Origin of the sequence: Nocardioides humi (assembly GCF_006494775.1) — a bacterium.
Classification (GTDB): Bacteria; Actinomycetota; Actinomycetes; order Propionibacteriales; family Nocardioidaceae; genus Nocardioides; species Nocardioides humi.
On sequence record NZ_CP041146.1, the window covers coordinates 6,040,731 to 6,065,360 of the forward strand.

Annotated in this window: 26 protein-coding genes, 1 tRNA gene and 1 pseudogene; 11 read left to right on the forward strand and 17 right to left on the reverse strand. The window is 72.6% G+C overall.

Translation table 11 applies throughout. The features are described from left to right. Positions 1–67 precede the first annotated feature (67 nt). Positions 68–1,198, reverse strand: coding sequence for a site-2 protease family protein (locus FIV44_RS29125; RefSeq protein WP_141007488.1), 1,131 nt, complete (start codon positions 1,196–1,198; stop codon positions 68–70). A gap of 50 nt (positions 1,199–1,248) precedes the next feature. Here FIV44_RS29125 and FIV44_RS29130 point away from each other — a divergent pair, with 50 nt between their 5' ends. Then, positions 1,249–3,318 (forward strand): PD-(D/E)XK nuclease family protein, encoded by a 2,070-nt coding sequence (locus FIV44_RS29130; RefSeq protein ID WP_141007489.1) that lies wholly within the window; start codon positions 1,249–1,251, stop codon positions 3,316–3,318. Here FIV44_RS29130 and FIV44_RS29135 read toward each other — a convergent pair. Then, positions 3,278–3,964 (reverse strand): HAD family hydrolase, encoded by a 687-nt coding sequence (locus tag FIV44_RS29135; RefSeq protein ID WP_342778921.1) that lies wholly within the window; start codon positions 3,962–3,964, stop codon positions 3,278–3,280. The genes FIV44_RS29130 and FIV44_RS29135 overlap by 41 nt on opposite strands. A gap of 49 nt (positions 3,965–4,013) precedes the next feature. Next, positions 4,014–4,484 (reverse strand): cupin domain-containing protein, encoded by a 471-nt coding sequence (locus FIV44_RS29140; protein WP_141007491.1) that lies wholly within the window; start codon positions 4,482–4,484, stop codon positions 4,014–4,016. Positions 4,485–4,561: 77 nt separating this feature from the next. Between FIV44_RS29140 and FIV44_RS29145 the strand changes: the two genes are divergently transcribed. Next, entirely contained in the window at positions 4,562–5,191 is a 630-nt protein-coding gene (locus FIV44_RS29145; RefSeq protein WP_141007492.1) for a TetR/AcrR family transcriptional regulator, read from the forward strand. 13 nt (positions 5,192–5,204) lie between these two features. On the opposite strand, the gene metH is transcribed toward FIV44_RS29145, so the two are convergent. After that, positions 5,205–8,972 (reverse strand): methionine synthase, encoded by a 3,768-nt coding sequence (gene metH / locus FIV44_RS29150; RefSeq protein WP_141007493.1) that lies wholly within the window; start codon positions 8,970–8,972, stop codon positions 5,205–5,207. 144 nt (positions 8,973–9,116) lie between these two features. On the opposite strand from metH, the gene FIV44_RS29155 reads away from it, so the two are divergent. Next, positions 9,117–9,962: a PAC2 family protein gene (locus FIV44_RS29155; protein WP_425465141.1), complete on the forward strand. Its 846-nt coding sequence runs from the start codon at positions 9,117–9,119 to the stop codon at positions 9,960–9,962. A gap of 138 nt (positions 9,963–10,100) precedes the next feature. Here FIV44_RS29155 and mshC read toward each other — a convergent pair whose 3' ends face one another. Genes mshC through FIV44_RS29175 form a run of 4 tightly spaced genes read right to left on the reverse strand, consistent with a single transcriptional unit; the run spans position 10,101 to position 13,405 of the window. Then, entirely contained in the window at positions 10,101–11,336 is a 1,236-nt protein-coding gene (gene mshC / locus FIV44_RS29160; protein ID WP_141007495.1) for a cysteine--1-D-myo-inosityl 2-amino-2-deoxy-alpha-D-glucopyranoside ligase, read from the reverse strand. A gap of 24 nt (positions 11,337–11,360) precedes the next feature. After that, positions 11,361–12,101: an SCO1664 family protein gene (locus FIV44_RS29165; RefSeq protein WP_246086706.1), complete on the reverse strand. Its 741-nt coding sequence runs from the start codon at positions 12,099–12,101 to the stop codon at positions 11,361–11,363. 8 nt (positions 12,102–12,109) lie between these two features. After that, positions 12,110–12,664 carry a DUF3090 domain-containing protein gene (locus FIV44_RS29170; protein ID WP_141007496.1) on the reverse strand — a complete coding sequence of 185 codons (555 nt, stop codon included), beginning with the start codon at positions 12,662–12,664 and terminating at the stop codon, positions 12,110–12,112. A 24-nt stretch (positions 12,665–12,688) separates the two neighbouring features. Beyond that, positions 12,689–13,405: a histidine phosphatase family protein gene (locus tag FIV44_RS29175; RefSeq protein ID WP_141007497.1), complete on the reverse strand. Its 717-nt coding sequence runs from the start codon at positions 13,403–13,405 to the stop codon at positions 12,689–12,691. A gap of 154 nt (positions 13,406–13,559) precedes the next feature. Between FIV44_RS29175 and corA the strand changes: the two are divergent. Continuing rightward, positions 13,560–14,425 (forward strand): annotated as a pseudogene (corA, locus tag FIV44_RS29180) (magnesium/cobalt transporter CorA). 126 nt (positions 14,426–14,551) lie between these two features. Here the strand turns inward: corA and FIV44_RS29185 are convergent. After that, on the reverse strand, positions 14,552–15,394 hold the full coding sequence (locus tag FIV44_RS29185) for an undecaprenyl-diphosphate phosphatase (RefSeq protein WP_141007498.1): 843 nt from the start codon (positions 15,392–15,394) through the stop codon (positions 14,552–14,554). An 87-nt stretch (positions 15,395–15,481) separates the two neighbouring features. On the opposite strand from FIV44_RS29185, the gene FIV44_RS29190 reads away from it, so the two are divergent. Next, positions 15,482–16,435, forward strand: a complete 954-nt coding sequence (locus tag FIV44_RS29190; protein ID WP_141007499.1) for an aldo/keto reductase — start codon at positions 15,482–15,484, stop codon at positions 16,433–16,435. Next, on the forward strand, positions 16,432–16,665 hold the full coding sequence (locus tag FIV44_RS29195) for a DUF5703 family protein (protein ID WP_219996215.1): 234 nt from the start codon (positions 16,432–16,434) through the stop codon (positions 16,663–16,665). The genes FIV44_RS29190 and FIV44_RS29195 overlap by 4 nt, the downstream gene beginning before the upstream one ends. Before the next feature lie 74 nt (positions 16,666–16,739). Here FIV44_RS29195 and FIV44_RS29200 read toward each other — a convergent pair whose 3' ends face one another. Next, on the reverse strand, positions 16,740–18,113 hold the full coding sequence (locus FIV44_RS29200; RefSeq protein WP_141007500.1) for a M20/M25/M40 family metallo-hydrolase: 1,374 nt from the start codon (positions 18,111–18,113) through the stop codon (positions 16,740–16,742). A gap of 41 nt (positions 18,114–18,154) precedes the next feature. Between FIV44_RS29200 and FIV44_RS29205 the strand changes: the two genes are divergently transcribed. Beyond that, positions 18,155–18,778: a hypothetical protein gene (locus FIV44_RS29205; protein WP_141007501.1), complete on the forward strand. Its 624-nt coding sequence runs from the start codon at positions 18,155–18,157 to the stop codon at positions 18,776–18,778. A gap of 14 nt (positions 18,779–18,792) precedes the next feature. Here the strand turns inward: FIV44_RS29205 and FIV44_RS29210 are convergent, their stop codons facing one another. Both FIV44_RS29210 and FIV44_RS29215 read right to left on the reverse strand, forming a co-directional pair. After that, positions 18,793–19,323 carry a DUF1990 domain-containing protein gene (locus FIV44_RS29210; protein WP_181410885.1) on the reverse strand — a complete coding sequence of 177 codons (531 nt, stop codon included), beginning with the start codon at positions 19,321–19,323 and terminating at the stop codon, positions 18,793–18,795. A gap of 94 nt (positions 19,324–19,417) precedes the next feature. Beyond that, positions 19,418–19,506 (reverse strand) — tRNA-Leu (locus FIV44_RS29215). A gap of 119 nt (positions 19,507–19,625) precedes the next feature. Between FIV44_RS29215 and FIV44_RS29220 the strand changes: the two genes are divergently transcribed. The 3 genes from FIV44_RS29220 to FIV44_RS29230 all read left to right on the forward strand — a co-directional run bounded on the left by FIV44_RS29220 (position 19,626) and on the right by FIV44_RS29230 (position 20,965). Then, a complete protein-coding gene (locus tag FIV44_RS29220; protein ID WP_219996216.1) occupies positions 19,626–19,997 on the forward strand; it encodes a hypothetical protein in 372 nt (123 codons plus the stop codon). Between the two features lie 62 nt (positions 19,998–20,059). After that, positions 20,060–20,335: a Fe-S cluster assembly protein HesB gene (locus FIV44_RS29225; protein WP_141007502.1), complete on the forward strand. Its 276-nt coding sequence runs from the start codon at positions 20,060–20,062 to the stop codon at positions 20,333–20,335. Between the two features lie 36 nt (positions 20,336–20,371). Next, on the forward strand, positions 20,372–20,965 hold the full coding sequence (locus FIV44_RS29230; protein ID WP_141007503.1) for a LysR family transcriptional regulator substrate-binding protein: 594 nt from the start codon (positions 20,372–20,374) through the stop codon (positions 20,963–20,965). Between the two features lie 10 nt (positions 20,966–20,975). Here FIV44_RS29230 and FIV44_RS29235 read toward each other — a convergent pair whose 3' ends face one another. Beyond that, positions 20,976–21,533 (reverse strand): nucleosidase, encoded by a 558-nt coding sequence (locus FIV44_RS29235; RefSeq protein WP_141007504.1) that lies wholly within the window; start codon positions 21,531–21,533, stop codon positions 20,976–20,978. 41 nt (positions 21,534–21,574) lie between these two features. Between FIV44_RS29235 and FIV44_RS29240 the strand changes: the two genes are divergently transcribed. Further along, positions 21,575–22,588 (forward strand): galactokinase, encoded by a 1,014-nt coding sequence (locus FIV44_RS29240; protein WP_141007505.1) that lies wholly within the window; start codon positions 21,575–21,577, stop codon positions 22,586–22,588. On the opposite strand, the gene FIV44_RS29245 is transcribed toward FIV44_RS29240, so the two are convergent. Genes FIV44_RS29245 through FIV44_RS29260 form a run of 4 tightly spaced genes read right to left on the reverse strand, consistent with a single transcriptional unit; the run spans position 22,572 to position 24,589 of the window. Beyond that, on the reverse strand, positions 22,572–23,108 hold the full coding sequence (locus tag FIV44_RS29245; protein WP_141007506.1) for a carboxymuconolactone decarboxylase family protein: 537 nt from the start codon (positions 23,106–23,108) through the stop codon (positions 22,572–22,574). The genes FIV44_RS29240 and FIV44_RS29245 overlap by 17 nt on opposite strands. Beyond that, positions 23,096–23,527 carry a hypothetical protein gene (locus tag FIV44_RS29250; protein ID WP_141007507.1) on the reverse strand — a complete coding sequence of 144 codons (432 nt, stop codon included), beginning with the start codon at positions 23,525–23,527 and terminating at the stop codon, positions 23,096–23,098. Before FIV44_RS29250 ends, FIV44_RS29245 begins: the two co-directional genes overlap by 13 nt. Beyond that, the gene (locus tag FIV44_RS29255; protein WP_141007508.1) at positions 23,524–24,087 is read right to left on the reverse strand and encodes a hypothetical protein; all 564 of its coding nucleotides are present in this window, start codon (positions 24,085–24,087) and stop codon (positions 23,524–23,526) included. Before FIV44_RS29255 ends, FIV44_RS29250 begins: the two co-directional genes overlap by 4 nt. Continuing rightward, positions 24,080–24,589, reverse strand: a complete 510-nt coding sequence (locus FIV44_RS29260; protein WP_141007509.1) for an RNA polymerase sigma factor — start codon at positions 24,587–24,589, stop codon at positions 24,080–24,082. The genes FIV44_RS29255 and FIV44_RS29260 overlap by 8 nt, the downstream gene beginning before the upstream one ends. Positions 24,590–24,630: the final 41 nt, after the last annotated feature.

The following is a 24,630-nucleotide window of genomic DNA, read 5'->3' on the forward strand; positions in this document are numbered from 1 at the left end:
GCCGGACCAGGCGTCGGGGGAACGTCGGGCGTGAGGGGCGCATCGGTCACCGGCGCAATCTACCGGCTCAGCGGCGTACCGCCCGGAGCAGGTCGGCGGCGGCGAGCACGCCGTACACCCGGCCCTCGTCGTCGAGCAGGACGTACTCCGAGGCCGGCGTCGCCCGGACCGTGTCGAGCAGGTCGCTCCCCGAGATCCGCACCGGCAGGGTCAGGCCGGGCTCCAGGGTGCGGGCCACCGTCGACACCGCCACCCAGGGCGCTCGCTCGGCGGGTACGGCGCGGGCGGCGGTCTCGTCCACGACGCCGACCGGTCGCCCGTCGGCGGTCGTGGTCACGATGCTGCCGGCGCCCGCCTCCCGCGCCCGGCGCATCGCCTCGGCGAGCGGTACGTCGTCGGGCACGGTGAGCGCTCGCCGGGCCAGGTCGCTGGCCACGAGGCCGGAGAACTGCCGGGTGATCCCGGCCACGGTGAGCGCCTGGCTCGCGCCCGTCCAGAGGAACAGCGCGACGACCAGCAGGATGAGCGGGTTCAGGACGGCGCCGTGGCGGGAGACCCACAGCGCCCAGACGGCGACGAGGACGGCGATCCCGCGGCCGGTCCAGGCGGCCACCGTGGTGCCGGTGTGCACCCGCCCGGTGATCGCCCAGATGCCGGCCTTGAGGACCCGGCCGCCGTCGAGTGGCAGGCCGGGCACCAGGTTGAGGACGCCGATCATCAGGTTCGCCCCCGCGAGCCCCTCGATGACGAGGAGCAGCAGCCCGTCCGGGGTCACGAACCACAGGGCGAGCGCGGCCGCACCGACCGCGATCGAGGTGATCGGGCCGACCACGGCGATCCAGAACTCCTGGCGCGGGCGCCGGGCCTCCCCCTCGATGGCGGTCGCGCCCCCGAGGAAGTGCAGCGTGATCGAGTGCACCTTGAACCCGAACCGGCGGGCCACGACGGCGTGTGACGCCTCGTGCAGCAGGACCGCGAAGTAGAGGGCGATCGCGAACGCCACGCCGACGACGTACTTCCACCCGCCGAGGCCCGGCTGGACCTGGTCGACCCGCGGGCCCATCACGATCGCGATCAGTCCGGCGATGAGGAACCACGAGCTGGAGACCAGCACGTCGCTGCCCGCGATCCGGCCGATCCGGAACATGCCCCGGGGCACGGGGTCGCTCTCGGGGGCGGGTCGTTCGTGGCCGGACATATGTCGAGGCTATCCGGCTGGTGTCGGAGGGCTGTCCTAGTGTCGAGCACATGACGACGTCGACCGAGCGCACCGGCCTCGAGCCGGCCGATCCCGCCGAGCGGGGCGGCCGGGTCGTCGACGGCGTCGAGGTGCTGGGCGCCCTGTCCCCGTCCCGCGTCGGCGACTTCCTCTCCTGCCCCCTGCTGTTCCGGCTCCGCACGATCGACCGCCTGCCGGAGCCGCCCTCCCCCGCGGCCGTCCGCGGCACCGTCGTCCACCGCGTCCTCGAGCAGCTCTTCGACCTCCCGGCCGCCTCCCGGACGCCCGAGCAGGCGGCGACCATGATCGACCCCGCCTGGGCCGAGCTGCAGGAGGCGGAGCCGGCGCTGACCACGATGTTCCCCGACGACGGCCCCGAGATCGCGGCCTGGCTGCTGTCGTGCCGGGAGACGCTGCGGCGCTACTTCGACCTCGAGGACCCCCGGCGCCTCGAGCCGGCCGAGCGGGAGCTGTACGTCGAGACCCTCACCGACTCCCGGCTGCTGCTGCGGGGCGTGGTCGACCGGGTGGACGTGGCGCCCGATGGTGCCATCCGAGTGGTGGACTACAAGGGCCTGGCGCTCGACACCCCGCTGCCGACACCGACCGGTTGGACCACGATGGGCGAGGTCGGGGTGGGCGATCTGCTGATCGGCGCCGACGGCCGCGCGACGACCGTCGTACGCAAGTCGGAGATCCACCACCGACCCTGCTACCGCGTGACCTTCGCCGATGGCAGCTCGGTCGTCGCCGACAACGTGCACCTCTGGCGGGTGGTCACCACCCGTCGCCAGGAGACGACGTCGTCCGTGGTCGACAGTGATCAGCTCCACACCCTTCACCGGAATCTCGTCGCGGAGGGGAGGGGCAGATCCCTGTGGATCGAGTCGGGTGCCGCCCTGGAGCTGCCCGATCAGACGGAGCTCTCCATCTCCCCCTGGCTACTCGGCGCCTGGCTGGGCGACGGTCACAGCCGGGATGGCCGGATCGCGGTCGGCCACGACGACCTTCCCGACATGCTGGCGTTGATCAAGGAGCACTGGCCGCGTGATGTCGCCGTCTCCGACGACCGACGCAACCACACGGTCGCGCCAGTGAGACTAGGCACCGCATGCGCCTTCGGGCACACCGAGTTCAATCCGCCGATGCCTGGCCATCCGACGCGACGCTGTGCCCACGAGGCCCAGCACGCCACGCTCTCCCCGACGAACGTGTCGCTGACGGTCGAGCTGCGTCGATGGGGACTCCTCCACGACAAGCACATCCCAACGAGGTACCTCCGCTCCGGGATCGAGCAGCGCGTCGCCCTGGTCCGAGGTCTCATGGACACCGACGGCTGGTGGAACAAGATCCGCCGTCGTGCGGGCTTCACGACGACGAGCGACCGTCTCGCACGCGACATGCTCGAACTCCTCCGCTCGCTCGGCATCCATCCGCAGCATTTCGTCAAGCCGTACGAGAATCCTCGTCGTGCCGGGCGCAACTGGCACGTCATCGAGTTCACCCCGTATGGCTTCAACCCGTTCTCGTTGCCGCGCAAGGCCGCCTCGGTCGATGGCGCCGTAACCGAGCTGCAGCGGCACCTGTCCCGGCGCCTCGTCGTGGCGTCCGTCCAGCCTGTCGAGCCGGTCCCGACCCAGTGCGTGGGCGTCGATGCGCCGGACTCGCTCTATCTCTGTGGGGAGGGCTTCATCCCGACCCACAACACCGGGGCCTCGCCCGGCGAGATGTTCGAGGGCAGGGCGCTCTTCCAGCTCAAGTTCTACGCCCTCGTGCTGTGGCGGATGCGCGGCGTCGTGCCGAAGATGCTGCAGCTCATCTACCTCGGCAACAGCGAGGTGCTGCGCTACGAGCCCGACGAGCACGAGCTGCTCGCCGTGGAGCGGAAGGTCCAGGCGGTCTGGGACGCCATCCGGCAGGCGACGGAGCGGCGCGAGTTCCAGTCGCGGCCGGGCGCGCTGTGCCAGTGGTGCGCGCACCGGGCGATCTGCCCGTCGTACGGCGGCACGCCGCCGCCGTTCCCGGAGCGCGAGGGAGAGCGCGAGGGAGTGGAGGTGGTCAGCCCCGGTGCGACAGCTGGGACAACTGAATCGGAGTGAGACCCTCGAGCGTGTCGCGGAACACCCGTCCCGGGCCGGGCGGGACCGGGACGTGGTTCGGGACCACCAGCACCCGGCAGCCCGCCGCCGCGGCCGACGTGGCGCCGGTCGGTGAGTCCTCGATCGCCACGCAGTTGGCGGGGTCGACGCCGAGCGCGGCGGCCGCGGTGAGATAGGCCTCGGGATGCGGCTTGCCGTTGTCGACCATGTCGCCGGTGACGATCACCCGGAAGGTCTCGGGCGGCAGGTGCTCCAGGATCGGCGCGACGAAGCGCTGGTAGGACATCGTCACGAGCGCGCACGGCACCCCGGCGTCGTGCAGGGCGAGCAGCAGCTCGCGGGCGCCCGCGCACCAGGGGACGGCGTGCCGGACGTGGGCGACGACCCCGTCGAGCAGCATCTCGACGACCTCCTCGGCGGACTGGGCGAGGCCGAGCTTGGTCTTGATGTACTCCCCCGACGCGATCAGCTCGTTGCCGACGAGGTGCATGGCGTCCGCATGGGTCCAGGTGCCGCCGTACTCCTCGGCGATGGCCGACTCTGTCGCCATCCAGTAGGGCTCGGTGTCGACGAGCGTGCCGTCCATGTCCCACAGGACGGCAGCGGGAAGCGGCGTGCTCAGGGTGGTCCTCCGGGGTCGGTCCAGCGGTCGATCGGTGTGCTCGGTGCGCTCGGTACGGCCGGGCCAGCCTAGGTCAGGACGGCGGAGGTCCCAGCATCTCCTGCCCTCCTGCGGCGGCCGCTGTGACCAGCGCCTCCATGGTCACCTCCCAGCCGTCGGGGCGGGGGTCGCCGACGCGGCGCCCGGCACCCCGGAAGAAGTCCTCCATGCCGCTCGGCGTGCAGATCGTCAGCAGGTCGACCTCCGGGGAGGTGAAGCGGTACGCGTGCGGGATGCCCCGAGGGAGGAACATCGCACCGCCCTCGCCCACCTCGTGGCACTCGTCGCCGACCCAGAAGATGCCGTGTCCCTTGAGGATGACGAACATCTCGTCCTCTTGGCGGTGCAGGTGCAGCGGCGACGCCGAGCCCGCGCCGAGGCTGCTGCGCACGACGGTGACCTGGTTCCGGGTCTGCGACCCGTCCAGCAGGATCTGCAGCTCCTTGCCGTCGATCCACTCGAGCCGGTCGTGGTCGGCCGCCTGGGCGATGTACGCGAGGCTCATCGGACTCCCCCTGTCGGGCGCGCTCGGCAGTTCATCTACCACGCATCTAATGAATATGACGACGGTAGACTGCCGACGTGCCCGACGTCAACAAGCGCAGCTACCACTCGCCGCTGCGCGCCGGCCAGGCCGAGGCCTCGCGCGCGGCGGTCCTGCGGGCGGCCCACGAGCTCTTCGTCGAGCAGGGGTACGGCGGCACGACGATCGCGCAGGTGGCGGACCGCGCGGGCGTCAGCAAGCCCACCGTGTTCACCGCGGTCGGCAACAAGGCGACCCTGCTCAAGGTGGTCCGCGACGTCGCGATGGCCGGGGACGACGAGCCGCGCACCGTCACGGCACGCGAGGACGTCGCCGCGATCGCCGAGGCGGGCGACCTGGACCGGGCGGTCGCGCTCACCGCCGGGCACATCGCCGCCGTCAACGCCCGCTACCACGCGGTCCACGAGGTCATCCGCGGCGCGTCGGGCACCGACCCGGTCGTCGCCGAGCTGTGGGAGACGGCCGAGGCGGAGCGGCACGTGGGCGCCGGTCACCTCCTCGCCCGGCTGCGCGCCGAGCCGGCCGTCCCGCCGCCGCAGGCCCATGATCGCCTGTGGCTCCTCATGGCGCCCGACAACTACCACCGGCTGGTGGCGCGCCAGGGGTGGTCGCGACCGGCGTACGAACGCTGGCTCGCCGCCGAGATCAGGGCGCTGTTCGCCCCGTGAGCGTCCGGTCGGCTCAGTCGTCCGGGTCGTAGCCGAGGTTCGGGGACAGCCACCGCTCCGTCTCGGCGACGGTCCAGCCCTTCCGGGCGGCGTAGTCCTCGATCTGGTCGCGGCCGAGCCGCCCGACGACGAAGTACTGCGCCTCGGGGTGGCTGTAGTAGATGCCGGAGACGGACGCGCCGGGCCACATGGCCATCGACTCGGTGAGCTCGATGCCGGTGTTCGCCTGGACGTCGAGGAGCTCCCAGATGGTGCGCTTCTCGGTGTGGTCGGGGCAGGCGGGATAGCCGGGGGCGGGCCGGATGCCGGTGTACTTCTCCGCGATCAGGTCCTCGTTGGACAGCTGCTCCTCGGGGACGTGCGCCCAGAACTCGGTGCGCACCCGCTGGTGCAGCCGCTCGGCGAAGGCCTCGGCGAGCCGGTCGGCCAGCGCCTCGAGCAGGATCGCGGAGTAGTCGTCGAGCTCCTCCTTGAACGCCATGATCCGCTCGGTCGTGCCGAGACCGGCGGTCACCGCGAACGCGCCCACCCAGTCGCCGCCACCGGTCGCGAGGTCCGCGCCGATGGGCGCGACGTAGTCGGCGAGCGAGCGGTTGGGCACGCCCGCACGGTGCTGGCCCTGCTGGCGCAGCTGGTGCAGCGTGGCGCGTACGGCGGAGCGCGACTCGTCGGCGTACACGAGGACGTCCTCGCCGGTGCTCGCGGCCGGGAACAGGCCGTAGACGCCGTTGGCGGTGAGCCACTTGTCGGCGACCAGCTTGTCGAGCATGGCCTGCGCGTCGTCGTACAGCTTGCGGGCGGTCTCGCCGTGCGTCGGGCTGTTGAGGATGTCGGGGAACTTGCCCTTCATCTCCCACGCGTTGAAGAACGGCTGCCAGTCGATGAACTCGCGCAGCTCGGTGAGGTCGTAGTCGGCGAGGACCTGGACGCCGGGGGTGCGCGGCTGCGGCGGCGCGTAGCCGTCCCACGAGATCGGCGACTTGTTGTCCTGCGCGGCGGCGAAGGACAGCTGCGGGCGCTCGGACTTCTGGGAGTGCCGGGCGCGCAGCGAGTCGTAGTCGGCCTTCGTCGACTCCAGCAGGGCGGGACGCTGGCGGTCGTCGAGCAGCGCGGCGGCGGTCGGCACCGAGCGGGACGCGTCCTTCACCCAGACCACCGGGCCGTCGTACTTCCGGTCGATCTTGACCGCCGTGTGGGCGCGGGAGGTGGTGGCGCCGCCGATCAGCAGCGGGATCTCGAGCCCGAGGCGCTGCATCTCGGAGGCGAAGCCGACCATCTCGTCGAGGCTGGGCGTGATCAGGCCGGACAGGCCGATGATGTCGGCGCCGACCTCCTTGGCCGTGTCGAGGATCTTCTGCGCCGGCACCATCACGCCGAGGTCGATCACCTCGTAGTTGTTGCAGGACAGCACGACGCCGACGATGTTCTTGCCGATGTCGTGGACGTCGCCCTTGACCGTGGCGAGGACGATGGTGCCGTTGGTGTCCTTCTGGCTCGCCAGCTCGGGGTTGCTGGCCTTCTCCTCCTCGATGAACGGGATGAGGTAGGCCACGGCCTTCTTCATCACGCGGGCGGACTTCACCACCTGCGGGAGGAACATCTTGCCGGCGCCGAAGAGGTCGCCGACGACGTTCATGCCGTCCATCAGCGGGCCCTCGATCACCTCGATCGGGCGGCCGCCGCGCGCGGCGATCTCCTGGCGCAGCTCCTCGGTGTCGGCCTCCACGAACCCGTCGATGCCCTTCACCAGGGCGTGCGTGATCCGCTCGCCGACCGGCAGCGCGCGCCACTCCTCCTCGGCCGCCTCGACCTTCTCGCCGCTCCCCCGGTGGGCCTCGGCGAGCTCGAGCAGCCGCTCGGTGGCGGCCAGCGAGTCGTCGGTGCGGTTGAGGACGACGTCCTCGATCGCGTCGCGCAGCTCGGGGTCGATCGTGTCGTACGGCACCAGGGCACCCGCGTTCACGATGCCCATGTCGAGTCCCGCCTCGATGGCGTGGAACAGGAAGACCGCGTGGATCGCCTCGCGCACCGGGTTGTTGCCCCGGAAGCTGAAGCTCACATTGGAGATGCCGCCGGAGACCTTGGCGCCGGGGAGGTTCTGCTTGATCCAGCGGGTGCCCTCGATGAAGTCCACGCCGTACGTCGCGTGCTCCTCGATGCCGGTGGCGACCGCGAAGACGTTGGGGTCGAAGATGATGTCCTCGGGCGGGAAGTCCACCTCGTCGACCAGGATCCGGTAGGCGCGCTCGCAGATCTGCTTGCGGCGCTCGAGGTTGTCGGCCTGGCCGTCCTCGTCGAAGGCCATCACGACCGCGGCGGCGCCGTACTTCTTGCACAGCCGGGCCTGCTCGACGAACTTCTCCTCGCCCTCCTTCATGGAGATCGAGTTGACGATCGGCTTGCCCTGCACGCAGCGCAGGCCCGCCTCGATGACCTCCCACTTGGAGGAGTCGATCATCAGCGGCACCCGGCTGATGTCGGGCTCGCTCGCGATCAGCTTGAGGAAGCGGTCCATCGCGGCGACGCCGTCGATCATGCCCTCGTCCATGTTGACGTCGATGACCTGGGCGCCGGCCTCGACCTGCTGCGCGGCGACGGACAGGGCGGTGTCGTAGTCGCCGTCCTTGATCAGGTTGCGGAACCGGGCCGAGCCGGTGATGTTGGTGCGCTCGCCGACGTTGACGAACAGGGTGTCGTCGGTGACGGTGAACGGCTCCAGGCCGGAGAGCCGCATGGCGGGCTCGACCTCGACCGGCCGGCGGACGGCGCGGCCGTCCATCACCCGGGCGATCTCGGCGATGTGATCCGGCGTGGTACCGCAGCAGCCGCCCACGATGTTGAGGAAGCCCGCGTCGGCGAACTCGATGAGGACCTTCGCGGTGTCGGCCGGCGCCTCGTCGTACTCGCCGAACGCGTTGGGCAGGCCGGCGTTGGGGTAGACCGAGACGAAGGAGTCGGCCAGCCGGGAGAGCTCGGCGACGTAGGGGCGCATCTCCGCGGCGCCGAGGGCGCAGTTGAGGCCGACCGCGAGCGGGCGGGCGTGGCGGATGGAGTCCCAGAACGCCTCGGTGACCTGGCCGGACAGGGTGCGGCCGGACGCGTCGGTGATCGTGCCGGAGATGATGACCGGCCAGCGCCGGCCGGTCTCCTCGAAGAGCGTCTCGACGGCGAAGATCGCGGCCTTGGCGTTGAGGGTGTCGAAGATGGTCTCGATCATCAGCAGGTCGGCGCCGCCGTCGACGAGGCCGCGCGCGGACGTGAGGTAGGCCTCGGCGAGCTGCTCGTAGGAGACGTTGCGGGCGCCGGGGTCGTTGACGTCGGGGCTGATGGACGCGGTGCGCGTGGTGGGGCCGATCGCGCCGGCGACGTACCGCGCGCGGCCCGTCTCGGCCGCGACCTCGTCGGCGACGCCACGGGCCAGCCGCGCCGACTCGAGGCTGAGCTCGTAGGCGAGCTCCTCCATGCCGTAGTCGGCCAGCGCGATCGCGTTGGAGCTGAACGTGTTGGTCTCGATGATGTCGGCGCCGGCCTGGAGGTACTCGCGGTGGATGCCGCCGATGATGTCGGGCTGGGTGATCGAGAGCAGGTCGTTGTTGCCGATCAGATCGGACTCCCAGTCGGCGAACCGCTCGCCGCGGTAGCCGGCCTCGTCGGGCCGGTCGCGCTGGATGGCGGTGCCCATGGCGCCGTCGAGGATGACGATGCGCTCGCCCATCAGCCGCGTGAGCTCGGCGGTCGCGTCGGGCTGCCACGCCACGTCGTGTGGCCTGTCCTGAGCCATGAACCCATCCTTCCAGAGTGTGGAAGGCGCCCTTGGTGTCTCGGCCGAGCGTGGCGGACGCGACCGTGGGGGACCGCGTCCGTTGCAACGCCTCTCGGCTGCGGCCGATGTTACCCGTGTTCGCGTGACTAGGCTGGAGGAGTGATGGAGATCGAGACGGTCCCCGAGCTGGTCCGGCCCGTGGTGATCGCTGCGTTCGAGGGCTGGAACGACGCCGCCGAGTCGGCGACCGCGGTCGTGGACCACCTGACGAAGGTGTGGGACGCCACCGTGGTCGCGGCGATCGACCCCGAGGAGTACTACGACTTCCAGGTCAACCGCCCGACGGTGGGCATCGACGAGAACGGGTTCCGCAAGCTCACCTGGCCGAGCACGCACGTCGCCGTCGCCTCTCCCCCGGGACTGGACCGCGACGTCGTGCTGGTGCGCGGCATCGAGCCCAACATGCGGTGGCGGCAGTTCACCGCCGAGCTGCTGGCGACGATCGACGACCTCGGCGCCGAGCTGTTCGTCACCCTGGGCGCGCTGCTCTCCGACAGCCCCCACACGCGACCGATCCCAGTGTCCGGCTCCACCACGGAGGCCGACCTGATGGACCGGCTGGTGCTGGAGCAGTCGACGTACGAGGGCCCGACCGGCATCGTCGGCGTCCTGCAGGACGCGTGCAGCCGGGTCGACATCCCGGCCGTGTCGTACTGGGCCGCCGTCCCCCACTACGTCGCGCAGCCCCCGTGCCCCAAGGCCACCCTCGCCCTGCTCACCCGGCTCGAGGACCTGCTCGAGGCGTCGATCCCCCTCGGCGACCTCCCCGACGAGGCCCGCGCCTGGGAGCGCGGGGTGGACGAGCTCGCCGAGGAGGACGAGGACATCGCCGACTACGTGCGCTCGCTGGAGGAGTCGCGCGACACCGCCGACCTGCCCGAGGCCTCCGGCGAGGCGATCGCCCGGGAGTTCGAGCGGTACCTCAAGCGGCGCGGCGAGGACACCTGAGCCGGCCCCGAGGCCGCGTGAAATTGTTGCGGTTTGGTCCCAAACCGCAACAATTCGGGCCGATCGGATGCAGTCTCTGCCCAATCGACGCAGGTCTCGACCACCCTGCGTCCGGCAGACCGACCGGTACGACGGCCGCTAGAGCGCCAGCCCCAGCGCGGCGTCCAGCACCGGCAGCAGCGTGACCGCGGCGTGGTCGTCGCTGGTGTCGGCGAGGCCGTCGGTGCCGAGCGTGGCGCGGACCCAGGCGTCGACGGCGGCGGTGGCGCGGGGGGCGTCGAGGTCGTCGGCGAGGGCCGCGAGGACCTCCTCGACCACGGGGCCGGCCGGGGCGCCGGCGCCGAGGGCGAGTGCACGGCGCCAGTCGGCGACGTCGTCGACCGCCTGCCACAGGTGGGCGTCGGTCCACTCCCAGTCGGTGCGGTAGTGGTGGCGGAGCAGGGCGAGCCGGATCGCCATCGGGTCGATGTCGCTGTTGCGCAGGGCGGAGACGAAGACCAGGTTGCCCAGGGACTTCGACATCTTCTCACCGTCGTAGGCGACCATGCCGGCGTGGGCGTAGGCCTGCGCGAAGGGCTCGCCCGTGGCGACCTGGACGTGGCCGGCGCACATCTCGTGGTGCGGGAAGACCAGGTCGCTGCCGCCGGCCTGGACCTCGAAGGCGCCGCCGAGGTGGGTCAGCGCGATCGCGGCGCACTCGATGTGCCAGCCGGGGCGGCCAGGGCCGAACGGGCTCTCCCAGGAGGGCTCGCCGTCGCGCTCGCCACGCCAGACGACGCAGTCGAGCGGGTCCTTCTTGCCGGCGCGGTCCGGGTCGCCGCCGCGCTCGCCGAACAGCCGGAGCATCGTCTCGCGGTCGTAGTTGGACTCCTCGCCGAAGGCGGGGTCGGCCGCGACCGAGAAGTAGAGGTCCTGCTCGACCCGGTAGATCGAGCCGGCGGCCTCGAGGCGCTCGATGAGCTCGATCACCAGCGGGATCGACTCGACTGCGCCGACGTACTCGACCGGCGGGAGGACCCGCAGCGCCTCCATGTCCTTGCGGAACAGCTCGGTCTCGCGCTCGGCGAGCTCCACCCAGTCGACGCCGACCTTGGCGGCGCGCTCCAGCAGCGGGTCGTCGACGTCGGTGACGTTCTGGACGTAGCGGACGTCGTGGCCCGCGTTGCGCCACGCGCGGTTGAGCAGGTCGAAGGCGACATAGGTGTTGGCGTGGCCGATGTGCGTGGCGTCGTACGGCGTGATGCCGCAGACGTAGAGGCGCGCAGTGCCTTCCGGACGGCTCGCGACCCTGCCGCCGGAGGCGGTGTCGTGGAGGACGACCGGGGGGCCGGAGACCGGGAGCACCGGGAGGCCCGGTGCGTTCCATGCGCGCATGCAGGTGATGCTATCGACCGGCCGTCAGAACGGCGGCCACGGGATGGGCGGCCACCCGCCCGACGGCCCGGGGAGCTCGCCGGCGGCCAGCAGCCGTTCGGTACGGCGCTCCAGCGCCCGGATCTCGTGCTCGGCGAGATGGGTGGTCAGCCGCTCGCCGAGCTCGCCGCGGACCGCGGACAGCACGGCGGAGACGACCTCGACCTCCTCCGTCGTCAGCGGGCTGCCGGCCCAGCCCCACAGGACGGTGCGGAGCTTGGCCTCGTGGTGGAACGCGACGCCGTGGTCGACGCCGTACCGGTGGCCGCCGGGCATGGCGAGCACGTGGCCGCCCTTGCGGTCGGCGTTGTTGACCAGCACGTCGTAGACCGCGATCCGGCGCAGCGCGAGGGAGTCCTCGTGGACCAGGACGACCGGGTGGTCGCGCTCGTCGAGACCCTCGACGACCTCCAGCCAGCCCGCGGGGGCGTCGCCGGTGCGGACCAGGGTGACCGCCTCGTCCTCGGGGTCGACCTCCTGCCACTCCTGGACCATGCCGGGGCCGTGGGGACCGTCGCCCCACCAGGTGCGCGGCACCAGGTCCCAGCCGGTCGCCTCGGAGACCAGGTAGGCGCTGACCTCGCGGTCGGCGAGGGTGCCGTCGGGGAAGTCCCACAGCGGCCGCTCCCCCGCCACCGGCTTGTAGACGACCTCGCGCCCGTCGAGCTCGGCGAGGAAGGTCGCGTTGGACGCGGGCATGATCCGGCCCTTGATCTCCAGGCTCACGGGCCGGATCACGGGTCGCGGCGGCGGAACCCGTTGGCGCGCACGCACAGGTGGCCGTCGGGGTCGATCGGCTGGCCGCAGAACGGGCAGCTCGGCCGGCCGGCGCCGACGACGTGCTCGGCGCGGCGTACGAATGCCCGGGCCTGGCCGGGCTCGAGGCGGACCAGGAGCAGCTCGGCCGGGTCCTCGCCGTCGGTCAGCTCCACCGGCTCCTCGCCGACGGGGAACACCTCCACGACCACCCGCTCGTCGTCGGGGTCCCACGACAGGGTCATGGTCCCGGCGCGGAACTCCTCCTCGATGGGCAGCTCCAGCGGCTGGTCGTCGGTCATCCCGAACGGCGCCATCGCCGGTACGACGCCGCGGGCGCGCCCGTCGGCGATCACCTCGTCGAGCAGTTCGTCGATGCGCTCAGCCAGCGCGGTGACCTGCTGCTTCTCCAGGGCGACCGAGACGATCCGGGAGCCGGCCCGGGCCTGGAGGAAGAAGGTACGGCTGCCGGGCTCGCCGACGGTGCCGGCGACGAAGCGCTCGGGCGGGTCGAATCCGTGGACGATCGGCATGGTCCTGAGCCTATCGGCGCTCCGTCAGGCCGGCCCGGCGCCACCACCGACCACGGCGCCCTCGCCGCGGGTCCGCCGCCGGCGGCCGGGCTTCGGGGCGAGCCAGGAGAGGTCGCCGTCGTGCGTGTTGCTGGCGAGCACGTAGGGCCGGTCGGGGGCGTACCGGATGATCGACACCGACGCCGGGTCGACGCTGATCCGCTGGAACAGGTCGAGGTGCATGCCCAGCGCGTCGGCCAACACCGACTTGATGATGTCGCCGTGGCTGACCGCCACCCACACGGCGTCGGGGCCGTGCTCGCGGGTGACCGCCGCGTCGAGGCGTCGTACGGCGGCCACGGCGCGGTGCTGCATCGCGACCATCGACTCGCCGCCGGGGAACACCGCCGCGGACGGCTGCCGCTGGACCGTCTTCCACAGCGGCTCGCGGAGCAGCTCCTTGATCGGCCGGCCCTGCCACTCGCCGTAGTCGCACTCGGCGAGGGCCCGCTCGGTGACCGCCTTCGTCGCCGGGTGCCCGGCGTCCCGCTGGCCCTCGGCGACCGCCTTCGCGGTCTGGCGACAGCGCTCCTGAGGGCTGGTGACGAGCGCGGCGACCGGGAGGGTGGCGATCCGCGTCGCGGCCCGCGCCGCCTGCTGGGTGCCGAGCTCGTCGAGCCGGACGCCGGGGGTGCGGCCGGCGAGCAGGCCGGAGGCGTTCGCGGTGGTCCGGCCGTGGCGGACCAGCAGCAGAGTGGCCATGGGCGCGAGCCTAGCCAGCCGTACGCACTAGCGTGGGAGCGTGATCGTCGACAGCGCCGTCTACCGGCACGGCGTCCGCCTCCCGGTGGACTGCCACCTGCACGACTACGCCGCCCTCCGGGCCGCGGCCAGCAAGGAGCACGACTTCGTCTGGGTGGGGCTCTACGAGCCGAGCCACGTCGAGCTCGGCGAGATCGCCCAGGCCTTCGACCTCCACCCGCTGGCGGTCGAGGACGCGGTCGTGGCGCACCAGCGGCCGAAGCTGGAGAGGTACGAGAACAGCCTGTTCCTCGTCCTCAAGACCCTCTGGTACGTCGACGCGGACGACGCCGTCGAGACCGGCGAGATCAACGTCTTCATCGGCGCCGACTTCGTGGTCACCGTCCGCCACGGCCGAGGCTCCGCCCTCAGCGACGCCCGGCACGCCCTCGAGCAGAAGCAGTCCGTGCTCGACCACGGCCCGTCCGCCGTCGTCTACGCCGTGTGCGACGCCGTCGTCGACGGCTACACCGCGGTCGTCGCCGAGCTGCAGGTCGACGTCGACGAGGTCGAGGAGTCCGTCTTCTCCGACCGCCGCACCCAGGACGGCGACCGGATCTACGTCCTCAAGCGCGAGCTGTCCGAGGTACGACGCGCCGTGCTCCCGCTGCGCGAGCCGATGCGCCGCTTCGCCACCGCCTCGGTCGACCTGGTCGAGGCCGAGGCCGGCCCGTTCTTCCGCGACGTCAGCGACCACCTCGCCCAGGCCGCCGAGGAGATCGACACCCTCGACTCGCTGCTGTCGTCGGCGTTCGACGCCCACGTGTCGCGGATCGCGATGCAGCAGAACGACGACATGCGCAAGATCTCGGCCGGCGCCGCGCTGGTCGTCGTCCCCACGCTGATCGCGGGGTCTACGGCATGAACTTCACGCACATGCCCGAGCTGGACTGGACCTTCGGCTACCCGTTCGCGCTGCTGCTGATGGCCGCCGCCGTCGGCGGGCTGTGGGTGCTGTTCAAGAAGTCGGGCTGGTTCTGACGAGGGTGGGATGTTTCCACATCGTGGACGGCCGGCTCGGATCGTGGACCGCTGAATGTTGCGGTTTGGTCCCAAACCGCAACGACACGCCGCACGAGCATGCAGTTTCTGCCCAATCGACGAGCATCACGAGCTCAGCACTCCCGCGCCGAGCAGGACCAGCACGGCCCCGCCGAGCAGCACCCGGTAGACGACGAACGGCGTGTACGAGCGGGTGCTGACCCAGCGCAGCAGCCAGGCGATGGCGGCGTACCCGACGACGAAGGAGACGACCGTGGCGGTGATGGTCGGACCCCAGCCGTAGTCGGCCTCGCCGGGGTGGGCCTTGCCGACGTTCGCGATCTCCTTGAGCTCGAAGAGCCCGGCGCCGACCACGGCGGGGATGGCGAGCAGGAAGGCGAACCGGGTGGCCGCCTCGCGCTCGTAGCCGAGGAAGCGGCCCATCGACAGGGTCGCGCCGGAGCGTGAGACACCGGGCACGAGGGCGAGGGCCTGGGCGCCGCCCATCAGGGCCGCGTCGCGCAGCGTCATCTGCTTGATCGCGCGCTCGTTCTTCCCGACCCGGTCGGCGAGCCCGAGGACCAGGCCGAGCACGATGAGGGTGCAGCCGATGATCCACAGGTTGCGGAAGTCGCGCTCGATGACGTCCTTGAGGAGCACGCCGAGGATCACGATCGGCAGCGAGCCGACGATGATGTACCAGCCCAGCCGGGCGTCGAGGGCGCCGCGGTACTCCGGCTTGAACAGCGACAGCACCCACGCCCGGGCGATCCGCCAGATGTCCTTGCGGAAGTAGACGAGCACCGCCAGCTCGGTGCCGATCTGGATCACCGCGGTGAAGGCGGCGCCCGGGTCACCCCAGCCGAACAGCTCCGGGAAGATCCGCAGGTGCGCGCTGCTCGAGATCGGCAGGAACTCGGTCAGCCCCTGGAGCACGCCGAGGAACACCGCCTGCAGGAAGTCCGCCACGACGCGCCATCCTAGGGAGTCGGCGGTCACGTCCGTCATCGGCGTGCCCGGCGCGTCCCGCTCGGCCGGGCGGCTACGTTGTGCCCCATGCAGCAGCGGTACGTCGGCGCCAGCGGCCTCCGGGTCTCGCGCCTCGCCCTCGGCACGATGACCTGGGGCAAGGACACCGACGAGCACGAGGCCCGCGACCAGCTCACGGCGTTCGTCGCGGCCGGGGGGACGACGGTCGACACCGCCGCCGGGTACACCGACGGCCGCTCCGAGGCGCTGCTCGGGTCGCTGCTGGGCGATGTCGTACGCCGCGACGAGCTGGTGCTGGCCACGAAGGCGGGGATCTGGCGCCGCGGCTCCGAGCGGGTGACCGACACCTCCCGCGGGGCGATGCTGCGGGGGCTCGACACGTCCCTCAAGCGGCTCGGCACCGACCACGTCGACCTGTGGCAGGTGCACATCTGGAGCGACGACGTACCGCTCGAGGAGACGCTGGGGGCCCTCGACCACGCGGTCGCCAGCGGCCGGGCGACGTACGTCGGCATCTCGAACTTCAACGGCTGGCAGACCGCCCGCGCGGTGACCCTGCAGGAGGCCGCCGCGGGACGGGCACGGATCGCGTCGACGCAGATGGAGTACTCCCTGGTCAACCGGCGCGTCGAGCGGGAGGTGCTGCCGGCCGCCGAGGCGCTCGGCCTGGGCCTGTTCCCGTGGTCGCCGCTGGGCCGCGGGGTGCTGACCGGCAAGTACCGCACCGGCACGCCGTCGGACTCCCGCGCCGCCTCGCCGGTCTTCGCCGGCTTCGTCGACGCCTATCTCGACGACGACAGCCGCGGCATCGTCGAGGCCGTCGCGCGGGCGGCCGACGGCCTCGGCTGGACGCCGCTCGAGGTGGCGCTGGTGTGGGTCCGCGACTCCCCCGGGGTCACCGCGCCGGTCGTCGGCGCCCGGACCGCCGCCCAGCTCGTGGGCGCGCTGGGCTCGGAGGAGAAGGTGCTGCCACCGGAGATCCGGGCGGCGCTGGACGACGTCTCGGGAGGTGCGGCATGAGCCGGTCCCTGCTGCGTCCCGGCGTGATGCGCGGCCTGGGTCGCGGGGTGGAGTGGGAGTTCGACCGGGTGACCTTCGACCGGGAGTTCTCCCGCAACACGGTCGCCAAGCTGCTCACCGAGCGCGCCGAGCACGGCGGCTGGGAGCTCGACCGGGTGCAGATCGGGCCGGACGGACGTCGCCGCGTCGTGCTCCGGCGCAAGATCATCCGGGCCGTCCGCACCGCCTGAAATTGTTGCGGTTTGGTCCCAAACCGCAACAATTCGGGCCCGGGACGTGCGGTTTGTGCCCAATCCCGAACTGGTCAGACCTGGTCGAGGAACCTGTCCATCACCCGCGCCCCGAACTCCAGCGCGTCGACCGGGACCCGCTCGTCGACGCCGTGGAAGAGCGCGGTGAAGTCGAGGTCGTCGGGCAGCCGCAGCGGCGCGAAGCCGTAGGAGCGCATGCCGAGCTTGGTGAAGTGCTTGGCGTCGGTGCCGCCGCTCATCAGGTACGGCGCGACCAGCGCGCCGGGGTCCACCGCCAGCAGGCTTCGGGTCATCGCGTCGACCAGCGCGCCGTCGTACGGCGTCTCCCAGGGCGGCTGGTTGGAGACGAAGTCGATGTCGATGCCCTCGCCGGTCAGCTCCGCCAGGGTCGCGAAGAACTCGTCCTCGAATCCCGGCAGGAACCGGCCGTCGACGTGGGCGGTCGCGTCGGTGGGGATGACGTTGACCTTGTAGCCGGCCTCCAGCATGGTCGGGTTGGTCGAGTTGCGCAGCACGGCGCCGAGCATCCGCGCGGCGCCGCCGAACTCCTCCACCAGCGCGGGGGCGTTCTCCGGGGTCGCCTCGACGCCGGCCAGCTCGCCGACGGTCGCGAGCAGGGTCCGCATGGTGGGCGTGAGCCGGACCGGCCAGTCGTGGGCGCCGATCCTCGCGACCGCGGCCGCGAGGCGGGTCACCGCGTTGTCGTCGTTGAGCATCGAGCCGTGACCAGCGCGGCCGCGGGCGCTCAGGCGCATCCAGGCCATGCCCTTCTCGGCCGCCTCGATGAGGTACAAGCGGCGCCCGCGGATCGTCGTACTGAAGCCGCCGACCTCGCCGACCGCCTCGGTGCAGCCGTCGAACCACTCCGCATGGTCCTCGACGAGCAGCTGGGCGCCCTCGTGGCCGCCGGCCTCCTCGTCGGCGGTGAAGCAGAGCACGACCTCCCGCTCGGGGACCCGGCCGGCACGCTGACGCGCGCGGACGACCGAGAGCAGCATCGCGTCGAAGTCCTTCATGTCGACCGCGCCCCGGCCCCAGACGTAGCCGTCCTGGACCTCGCCGCTGAACGGGTGCACCTGCCAGTCCTCCGCCGCAGCCGGTACGACGTCCAGGTGGCCGTGCAGCAGCAGCGCGCCGCGCTCCGTCGTCGCCGGCGTGCCGCTGCCGCCCCAGCGGGCCAGCACGTTCGCCCGACCCGGCCGGGTCTCGACCACCTCGGCGGCGATCCCGACCTCGTCGAGCAGTCCCGCGACGTGCTCGGCCGCCTTCCGCTCCCCCGGGCCCTCGCCGCCGCCGTAGTTGGAGGTGTCGATCCGGATCAGCTCGCGGCACAGCTCGACCACCTCGCCGGCGACGTCGACCGCGGCGCCGCGCGTGGTCTCGGCACCGGTCTCAGAGCTGGTCTCGGGGGTGCTGGAATCGGGCATGTCGCCATCGTCGCACGCCGCTCGGGACTAGCGTTCTCACCGTGGCCCCTCCCGACTGGAAGAACTACGACCCCGACCCGTCCCCGGCCGACGAGCCCAGGGAGACGATCCAGCGGTACACCCCGCCCAGCGCCCGGGCCGGCCGGGGACGAGGCGTGGTCCTCCTGGCCGTGGCGGGCGCGGTCGCCGTCGTCGGGGTGGGCGTGGCGGTCGCCGCGCGCAGCCTGGCCGGCCCGGACGACCCGCAGACGGCGGAGGGCTTCGCCGCCCTGCTCGAGGACCTGGCGGACGAGACCGGCGGCACGACCGTGCTCAGCGCCGTGATCTACCCCGGCTACGCCATCGTGGACGTCGCGGTCGCCGAGGGCGACGAGCGGGTGATCAGCTATCGCTGGGACGGCGGTCTCGACGAGTGGAACAAGACGACCAACGACGACCCGTCCTTTGACCTGGCCGGTGCCGACAGCAGCCAGTTCGAGCGCATGTGCGAGGAGGTCCTCGCGACGGTCGACGACCCCGGGAAGTGCTACCTCAGCATCCGGCGCCCCGACGATGACGACGAGACGCCGGGCTGGATCTCGGCGTACACGAGCAACGAGTTCGGCCAGAGCAGCTACATCGAGTACGACCTCGACGGGGCCGAGGTCGAGCGCCACACCCCCTGAGCCCCGCCGCGGGCTCAGGGTGCGTCGAGCGCGCGGAGGTAGCGGCCCGTCATCGCCGCCTGCACCCACCGGGTGAGCGGCCCGCCCGCCCGCGCCAGGAGCGACGCCGGCCGGGAGAACGCCGCCACCGTGAAGGTCAGCGCGCCGTCCGAACCGCGCTCGATCACGAAGAGCTCCTCCCCGGCCTCGGGATGCCCCGGCAGCGTCCCGTAGGCGAAGCCCCTCCGATCGGGCTCGTCCACCACCCGCACCACCCGGCACGGGATCCGGATCCCCAGCGGACCGACCCCCAGGCGCATCTCCACCACCACGCCGACCTCGGCCCGCGGCGCCGACGCCGCGACCGCGAGCCCCGCCCGCGCATGCACCTCCCACCCGAGCAGCTCGGCCGCCGCACCCTCCAAGTCGCGCCGGCCCAGCCGCCGGGACCGGCTGAAGGCGTCGTACCCGGGGCGGGGGTGCGGCGTGCCGCCCGCCGGCCGGTAGGTCAGCTCGGCGGCGCCGAGCCTCGCCGCGCGTGCCGGGTCGAGCGTGGTGATCCGCACCGTCCGACGGTATCCGGCGCTACCCCTTCGTCGTGCCCGGCACCGAATGAGAACAGGCCCCGCGCTCCTGACCTGCAGGAACTCGGGGCCGTGCTGGTGTCCGAGGGGGGACTTGAACCCCCACGCCCTAATACGGGCACTAGCACCTCAAGCTAGCGCGTCTGCCAATTCCGCCACCCGGACGAGTGCGGAGAAACCGTAGCAAAGGCTGCGCGTAGACACCGCATCGGCGCCCCGTTTTCGCGGGCGCCATGACCTCCCGGGTCATGGCCGACGGTCCCGTGCCGCAGGAGCATGGCGCCATGAGCACAGACAGCCTCGAGGTACTGGCATGGGGACGGATCGGGCTGGGGGCGGCGTCGCTGGTGTCGCCGGCGGCGACCAGCCGGGCGTTCGGGGTCGCGCACTCGCCGGAGGTCGGCTACCTCACCCGGATCTACGGCGGCCGAGCCCTCGCCCTCGGTACGGCGTACCTCCTGGCCGGTCCCGCGGAGCGCGACCGGCTCCAGCTGCTCTCGCTGGGCGTCGACGTCTCCGACACGGTGACCGGGCTGGGCCATCTCGTACGGCGCGACAGCAGCCTGCGGGGCATGGTGATGGTCACGGTGCTGACCGGGAGCTATGCGGCGGTCGGCGCGGTGCGGGCGCTCCGGCGACACGCCCGGCAGCCTTGAACGAGGTCGGCCCACCTGCAACGGTGGGAAAGGTCTCTGACCTCGAACCGAGAAGGCAAGCCATGCTCACCCTCACCGAGAACGCCTGCACGATCGTCAAGCAGATGACCGACGCGCCCGACGTACCCGACTCTGCGGGACTGCGCATCACCCAGGCCGAGGCCGGCTTCGCCGTGTCCGCGGCCGAACAGGCCGAACCCGGCGACCAGGTCGTCGAGCAGGACGGCGCCACGGTCTACCTCGACCAGGACTCCGCCCAGAAGCTCGACGCGATGGTCCTCGACGCGGGCGTCGACGACACCGGCACGCTCCAGTTCGGCCTGGTCGCCCAGGCCTAGGACGCCCGACGGGGTCCACTCTGGGATCGTGGGCGCATGCAGGAGCTGCGTGTCGCCTTCGTTCCCGGAGTGACCCCCGACAAGTGGGCCCGGGTCTGGCGCGAGCGCAACCCCCGGATCCGGCTCCGCCTCCTCCCCGTCGAGGAGGAGCGGCAGCGCGCCGTCCTCGACGACGGCACCGCCGACATGGCGCTGGCCCGGCTGCCGGTCGACCTCGAGTCGCCGGCGCCGCTGCACTGCGTCCGCCTGTACGACGAGGTGCCGGTCGTCGTGGCGAGCCGGGACCACTTCGTGGCGGCCGCCGACCCGGACAGCCCGATCCCGCTCGCGGACCTCGCCGACGAGCAGCTGGTGCTGCCGCATCCGTCCGGGTGGACGCCGGCGACCGAGCAGCTCCCCTTCCCCGGGATGACGGTCAAGGACGCGATCGAGGTCGCCGCCGCCGGGACCGGGATCGTGATCGTCCCGATGTCGCTGGCCCGGCTGCACCGCCGCAAGGACGTCGTGCACCGTCCGGTCGAGATGGAGCCGACGACCGTCGCGCTGGTCTGGCTGCGCGAGGCCGACGGCCCGGTCCACCAGGACTTCGTGGGCGTGGTCCGCGGCCGCCGGGCGAGCAGCAGCCGCTGAGCGCCCGCGGTCAGCCGAGGTGGGTGGCCGCCCACTCCCCCAGGATCCGGGCGCTGCGGTCGACCAGAGCCACCCACTCCAGGGCACCCTCGTCGGCGTTGTCGGAGACGTGCTTGACCAGCCGGACGGGTACGCCGAGCTCCTGCGCGACGTATGCGACGGCGTAGCCCTCCATGTCGACCAGCTGCGCCCGCCGGGCCAGCCGGGATCGCACGGCCGGGTCCGTGACGAACACGTCGCCGGTCGCCAGCACGGTCTCCGCCGGACCGACGACGAGCCGCTCGCGCGGGTCGTACCCGAGGGCGCGGATCGCGTCGGCGTTGATGTCGTGGTTGAGCACGGTGCCGATCTCGTACAGCCCCTGCTCGGCGTCCAGCCCGTCGTGCAGACCCCCGGCGGTGCCGAGGTTGACCACCTCGAGATCGGCGAGATCGCCGCGGCCGGCGAGGTGACGGGCCAGCGCGGTCGCGGCGGCGGTCTTGCCGATGCCGGTCACCAGCACCTCGAGCCCGGCGGGCACGTGGGCGGCCTCGGCGCGGGTGGCGGCGACGATGAGGGGGCGGGGCACGGCCGTCACCCTAGTCCGCGGCGACCGGGCAGGATGGACCCGTGGTCACCGTCGTCGCCCGCGCCCCCGGCCGGGTCAACCTGATCGGCGAGCACACCGACTACAACGGCGGCCTCTGCCTGCCGTTCGCGATCCGGCTGGCCACCACCGCCCGGGTGACCGTCCGTCCGGACGACGCGCTCCGCATCGCCAGCCGGGAGGCGGACGACCGCGACCCCCACTGGCGCGAGTACGTCGTGGGCGTGGTCGAGGAGCTCCGCCGGCTCGGCTGGGAGGTGCCCGGCCTCGACATCGAGCTCACCTCGACGGTCCCGCTCGGGGGCGGCCTGTCCAGCTCGGCCGCCCTGGAGTGCGCGGTGGCGACGGCGATCGCCGGCCTGCTCGGCGTACCCCTCGACGACGCCGCGCGCCGCACCCTCGCCGCGGCCTGCCGCCGCGCCGAGACCGACCACGTCGGCGCGCCGACCGGCGGGATGGACCAGCTCGCCAGCATGCTCGGTGCCGACGGCCACGCGCTGCTCCTCGACTTCGCCGACCCGGCGGCGCCCGCGACCACACCGGTCCCGCTCCCGGTGACCGAGGACGGACTGGCTCTGCTGGTCACCGACACCCGGGTGCGGCACGCGCTGGCCGCCGGCGACGGCGGCTATGCCCAGCGCCGGCGCGAGTGCGACGCAGGCGACCCGCGCCGCCTCCGGCATGTGCAGACCGAGAACGACCGGGTCCGCGCCGCGATCGCGGCCATCACGGCGCGCGATTGGCCGGGGCTGGGCGCGCTGATGACCGCCTCCCACGCCTCGCTGCGCGACGACTACGAGGTGTCGGTACCGCAGCTCGACGTCGCGGCCGGGACCGCGATCGGCGCCGGCGCCCTCGGCTCCCGGATGACCGGCGGCGGGTTCGGCGGCTGCACGATCACCCTCCTCCGCGCCGAGCGGGTCGCCGCCGTACGGGCGGCCGTCGACGCCGCCTATCGCGACCGCGGGTGGACCGCGCCGGTCCACCACCTCGTCGAGCCGGGACCCGGCGCGCAGGTGCTCAGCGCTGCGGGATGAGGCAGAAGGACCCGTCGGAGAACCCGGCCGGTCGCACGCCGAGCGCCTGGTTGAGCCGGGCTCGCTGGTTCTCCCACGCCACCTCGGCCGCCAGCTCCGCGAGCTGCGCACGGGTGAACCGCGCCTCCAGGCGGGACCGCAGCTCGTCCGGCACGACCGCGGGCGAGCCGCTGATCGCCGCCGCGAAGGCCACCACGAGCTGCTCGTCCGCGCTCAGCGCCTGGTTGCCGTCCGGCTCCAGCAGGGCGAGCAGCTTGTCCTCCGGGATGCCCTCGGTGCGGGCCATCTCGGCGCCGATGTCGAGGCAGAACTCGCAGTGGACGACCATCGCCGCCTTCGCGACCGCGAGGGTCTTCAGCTGCGCCGGCAGCCGCCCCATGAGCAGCATCGACGACTCGTAGGCGCCCTGGGCGACCAGCAGCTGCGGGCGGCGGACCAGCCAGCCGAGCAGGTCGCCACGGTGGCGCTTCGCCTTGCCCAGGACGCGGAGATGGACCCAGATCCGCTTCAGGATGCCCATGCGACTGCCTTCCGGTGGGTGGTGAGGACGACGAGGGTGAGCCCGGCCGCCGCCTCGGCGCCGAGCAGGACGACATTGAGGACGTCGTTGAGCGCCGGCGGCAGCGGCGACGGGTGCGCCGCGTGGTAGACGAGATGCGGCACGGTGAACAGCAGGTACCCGATCGCCGCCACCCGGATCTCCACGAGCCCGCCGAGCAGGCAGGCGCCGAGCAGCAGCAGGCCGGTCGCCAGGAACCCGGCGCCGGCGTCGGTGACCAGGTGGGCGTTGAAGGGCGGCTCCGCTGCGGCGAGCGCCGGCCCGATCCCGGGGAAGTCGTCGTACCAGCCACGCGGCGTCAGCACCGCCCACGCGCCGATCGCGGCCTGGGGGGCCGCGACGGCGACGCCGAAGGCCCGCACCGCGGGCAGGTTGCTCATGCCCCCTCTTCGCGCGAGCGACCCGGGGTGTCACGTCGGTCCCGCCACCAGGCGGCGACCAGAAGCAGACCCAGCAGGCCCTGGGTCAGGTGCAGCGCGACGCCCGCGGCAAACACCCCGATCTCGCCGACGCCGTGCACGCCGAGGCTCACCGCGAGCGGCACGCAGGCCAGCACGGACACCCCCGACCACGAGCGGCGTACGGCGCCGGCGGCCGCGCAGACGGCGGCCGCGATCAGCGCGATGGCGCCCTCCCGGTAGGCATGGCCGCTGAACGGCTCGCCGAGGTTGTCCGCGATCCAGTCGCCGGCGACCAGGTTGCCGACCCCCTGGAACAGGAAGGCGCCGCACAGCGCCAGCGCCACCGCGCCGAGGAGACGGCCCGGGCGGTCCCGGGCCACGGGCTCGGGCGCCCGAGCCGGGGCGACGACGGCGTCGATCCGCCCTCGCAGCCTCGCCGGCGGATCCGGCCGCGCGCTCGCCGCCAGCCAGAGCACGATGTCGACCTCGGCGTCGACCTCGGCGTCGACCTCGGCGCCGAGCGGCTCGTCCTCACTCATCGCCGATCACCTCCCGCAGCCGGCCGATCGCCCGGTGCACCAGCATCCGGGCCGCGCTGGGCGTCACACCCAGCACCGCGGCGACCTCGGCCGAGGTCAGCTCGCCGCCGAAGCGCAGCGCCACCGCCTCGCGCTCCCGGGCGGTGAGGTGGCCCAGCCGGCGGCGTACCTCGTCGGCGCCGATCCTCCGCAGCGCCTCCCCCTCCGGGTCGTCCTCCGCGACGCCGCCGGACAGGCCCGGCGACGCCGGGTCGGTCGGCAGCTCCCGGCCGTGGCGGCGCCACCAGTCGGCGACCGTGTGCCGGGCGATGCCCATCAGCCACGCGCCGACGGCGCCCCGGGTGCCGTCGTACCGGTCCCAGGAGCGCATCGCGCGCTCGAACACCTGGCTCGTGACGTCCTCCGCATCCGCATCCGCGGGCACGCGCAGGCGCACGTAGCGCCACACGGGCGTCACGTGCTCGGCGTACACCTCGGCGAACCCGCCGGTCCCTGGTTGCATCCCGACCTTCTTCGCACGGGATCGCCGAGGTGTCACGCCCG

Excerpts from the sequence above, each read along its gene's own strand:
- FIV44_RS29125 (WP_141007488.1), bottom strand. The coding sequence starts at position 1,198 with ATGTCCGGCCACGAACGACCCGCCCCCGAGAGCGACCCCGTGCCCCGG.
- FIV44_RS29130 (WP_141007489.1), top strand. The coding sequence starts at position 1,249 with ATGACGACGTCGACCGAGCGCACCGGCCTCGAGCCGGCCGATCCCGCC.
- FIV44_RS29140 (WP_141007491.1), bottom strand. The coding sequence starts at position 4,484 with ATGAGCCTCGCGTACATCGCCCAGGCGGCCGACCACGACCGGCTCGAG.
- metH (WP_141007493.1), bottom strand. The coding sequence starts at position 8,972 with ATGGCTCAGGACAGGCCACACGACGTGGCGTGGCAGCCCGACGCGACC.
- FIV44_RS29155 (WP_425465141.1), top strand. The coding sequence starts at position 9,117 with ATGGAGATCGAGACGGTCCCCGAGCTGGTCCGGCCCGTGGTGATCGCT.
- mshC (WP_141007495.1), bottom strand. The coding sequence starts at position 11,336 with ATGCGCGCATGGAACGCACCGGGCCTCCCGGTGCTCCCGGTCTCCGGC.
- FIV44_RS29170 (WP_141007496.1), bottom strand. The coding sequence starts at position 12,664 with ATGCCGATCGTCCACGGATTCGACCCGCCCGAGCGCTTCGTCGCCGGC.
- FIV44_RS29175 (WP_141007497.1), bottom strand. The coding sequence starts at position 13,405 with ATGGCCACTCTGCTGCTGGTCCGCCACGGCCGGACCACCGCGAACGCC.
- FIV44_RS29190 (WP_141007499.1), top strand. The coding sequence starts at position 15,482 with ATGCAGCAGCGGTACGTCGGCGCCAGCGGCCTCCGGGTCTCGCGCCTC.
- FIV44_RS29195 (WP_219996215.1), top strand. The coding sequence starts at position 16,432 with ATGAGCCGGTCCCTGCTGCGTCCCGGCGTGATGCGCGGCCTGGGTCGC.
- FIV44_RS29200 (WP_141007500.1), bottom strand. The coding sequence starts at position 18,113 with ATGCCCGATTCCAGCACCCCCGAGACCAGCTCTGAGACCGGTGCCGAG.
- FIV44_RS29220 (WP_219996216.1), top strand. The coding sequence starts at position 19,626 with ATGAGCACAGACAGCCTCGAGGTACTGGCATGGGGACGGATCGGGCTG.
- FIV44_RS29225 (WP_141007502.1), top strand. The coding sequence starts at position 20,060 with ATGCTCACCCTCACCGAGAACGCCTGCACGATCGTCAAGCAGATGACC.
- FIV44_RS29230 (WP_141007503.1), top strand. The coding sequence starts at position 20,372 with ATGCAGGAGCTGCGTGTCGCCTTCGTTCCCGGAGTGACCCCCGACAAG.
- FIV44_RS29245 (WP_141007506.1), bottom strand. The coding sequence starts at position 23,108 with ATGGGCATCCTGAAGCGGATCTGGGTCCATCTCCGCGTCCTGGGCAAG.
- FIV44_RS29250 (WP_141007507.1), bottom strand. The coding sequence starts at position 23,527 with ATGAGCAACCTGCCCGCGGTGCGGGCCTTCGGCGTCGCCGTCGCGGCC.
- FIV44_RS29255 (WP_141007508.1), bottom strand. The coding sequence starts at position 24,087 with ATGAGTGAGGACGAGCCGCTCGGCGCCGAGGTCGACGCCGAGGTCGAC.
- FIV44_RS29260 (WP_141007509.1), bottom strand. The coding sequence starts at position 24,589 with ATGCAACCAGGGACCGGCGGGTTCGCCGAGGTGTACGCCGAGCACGTG.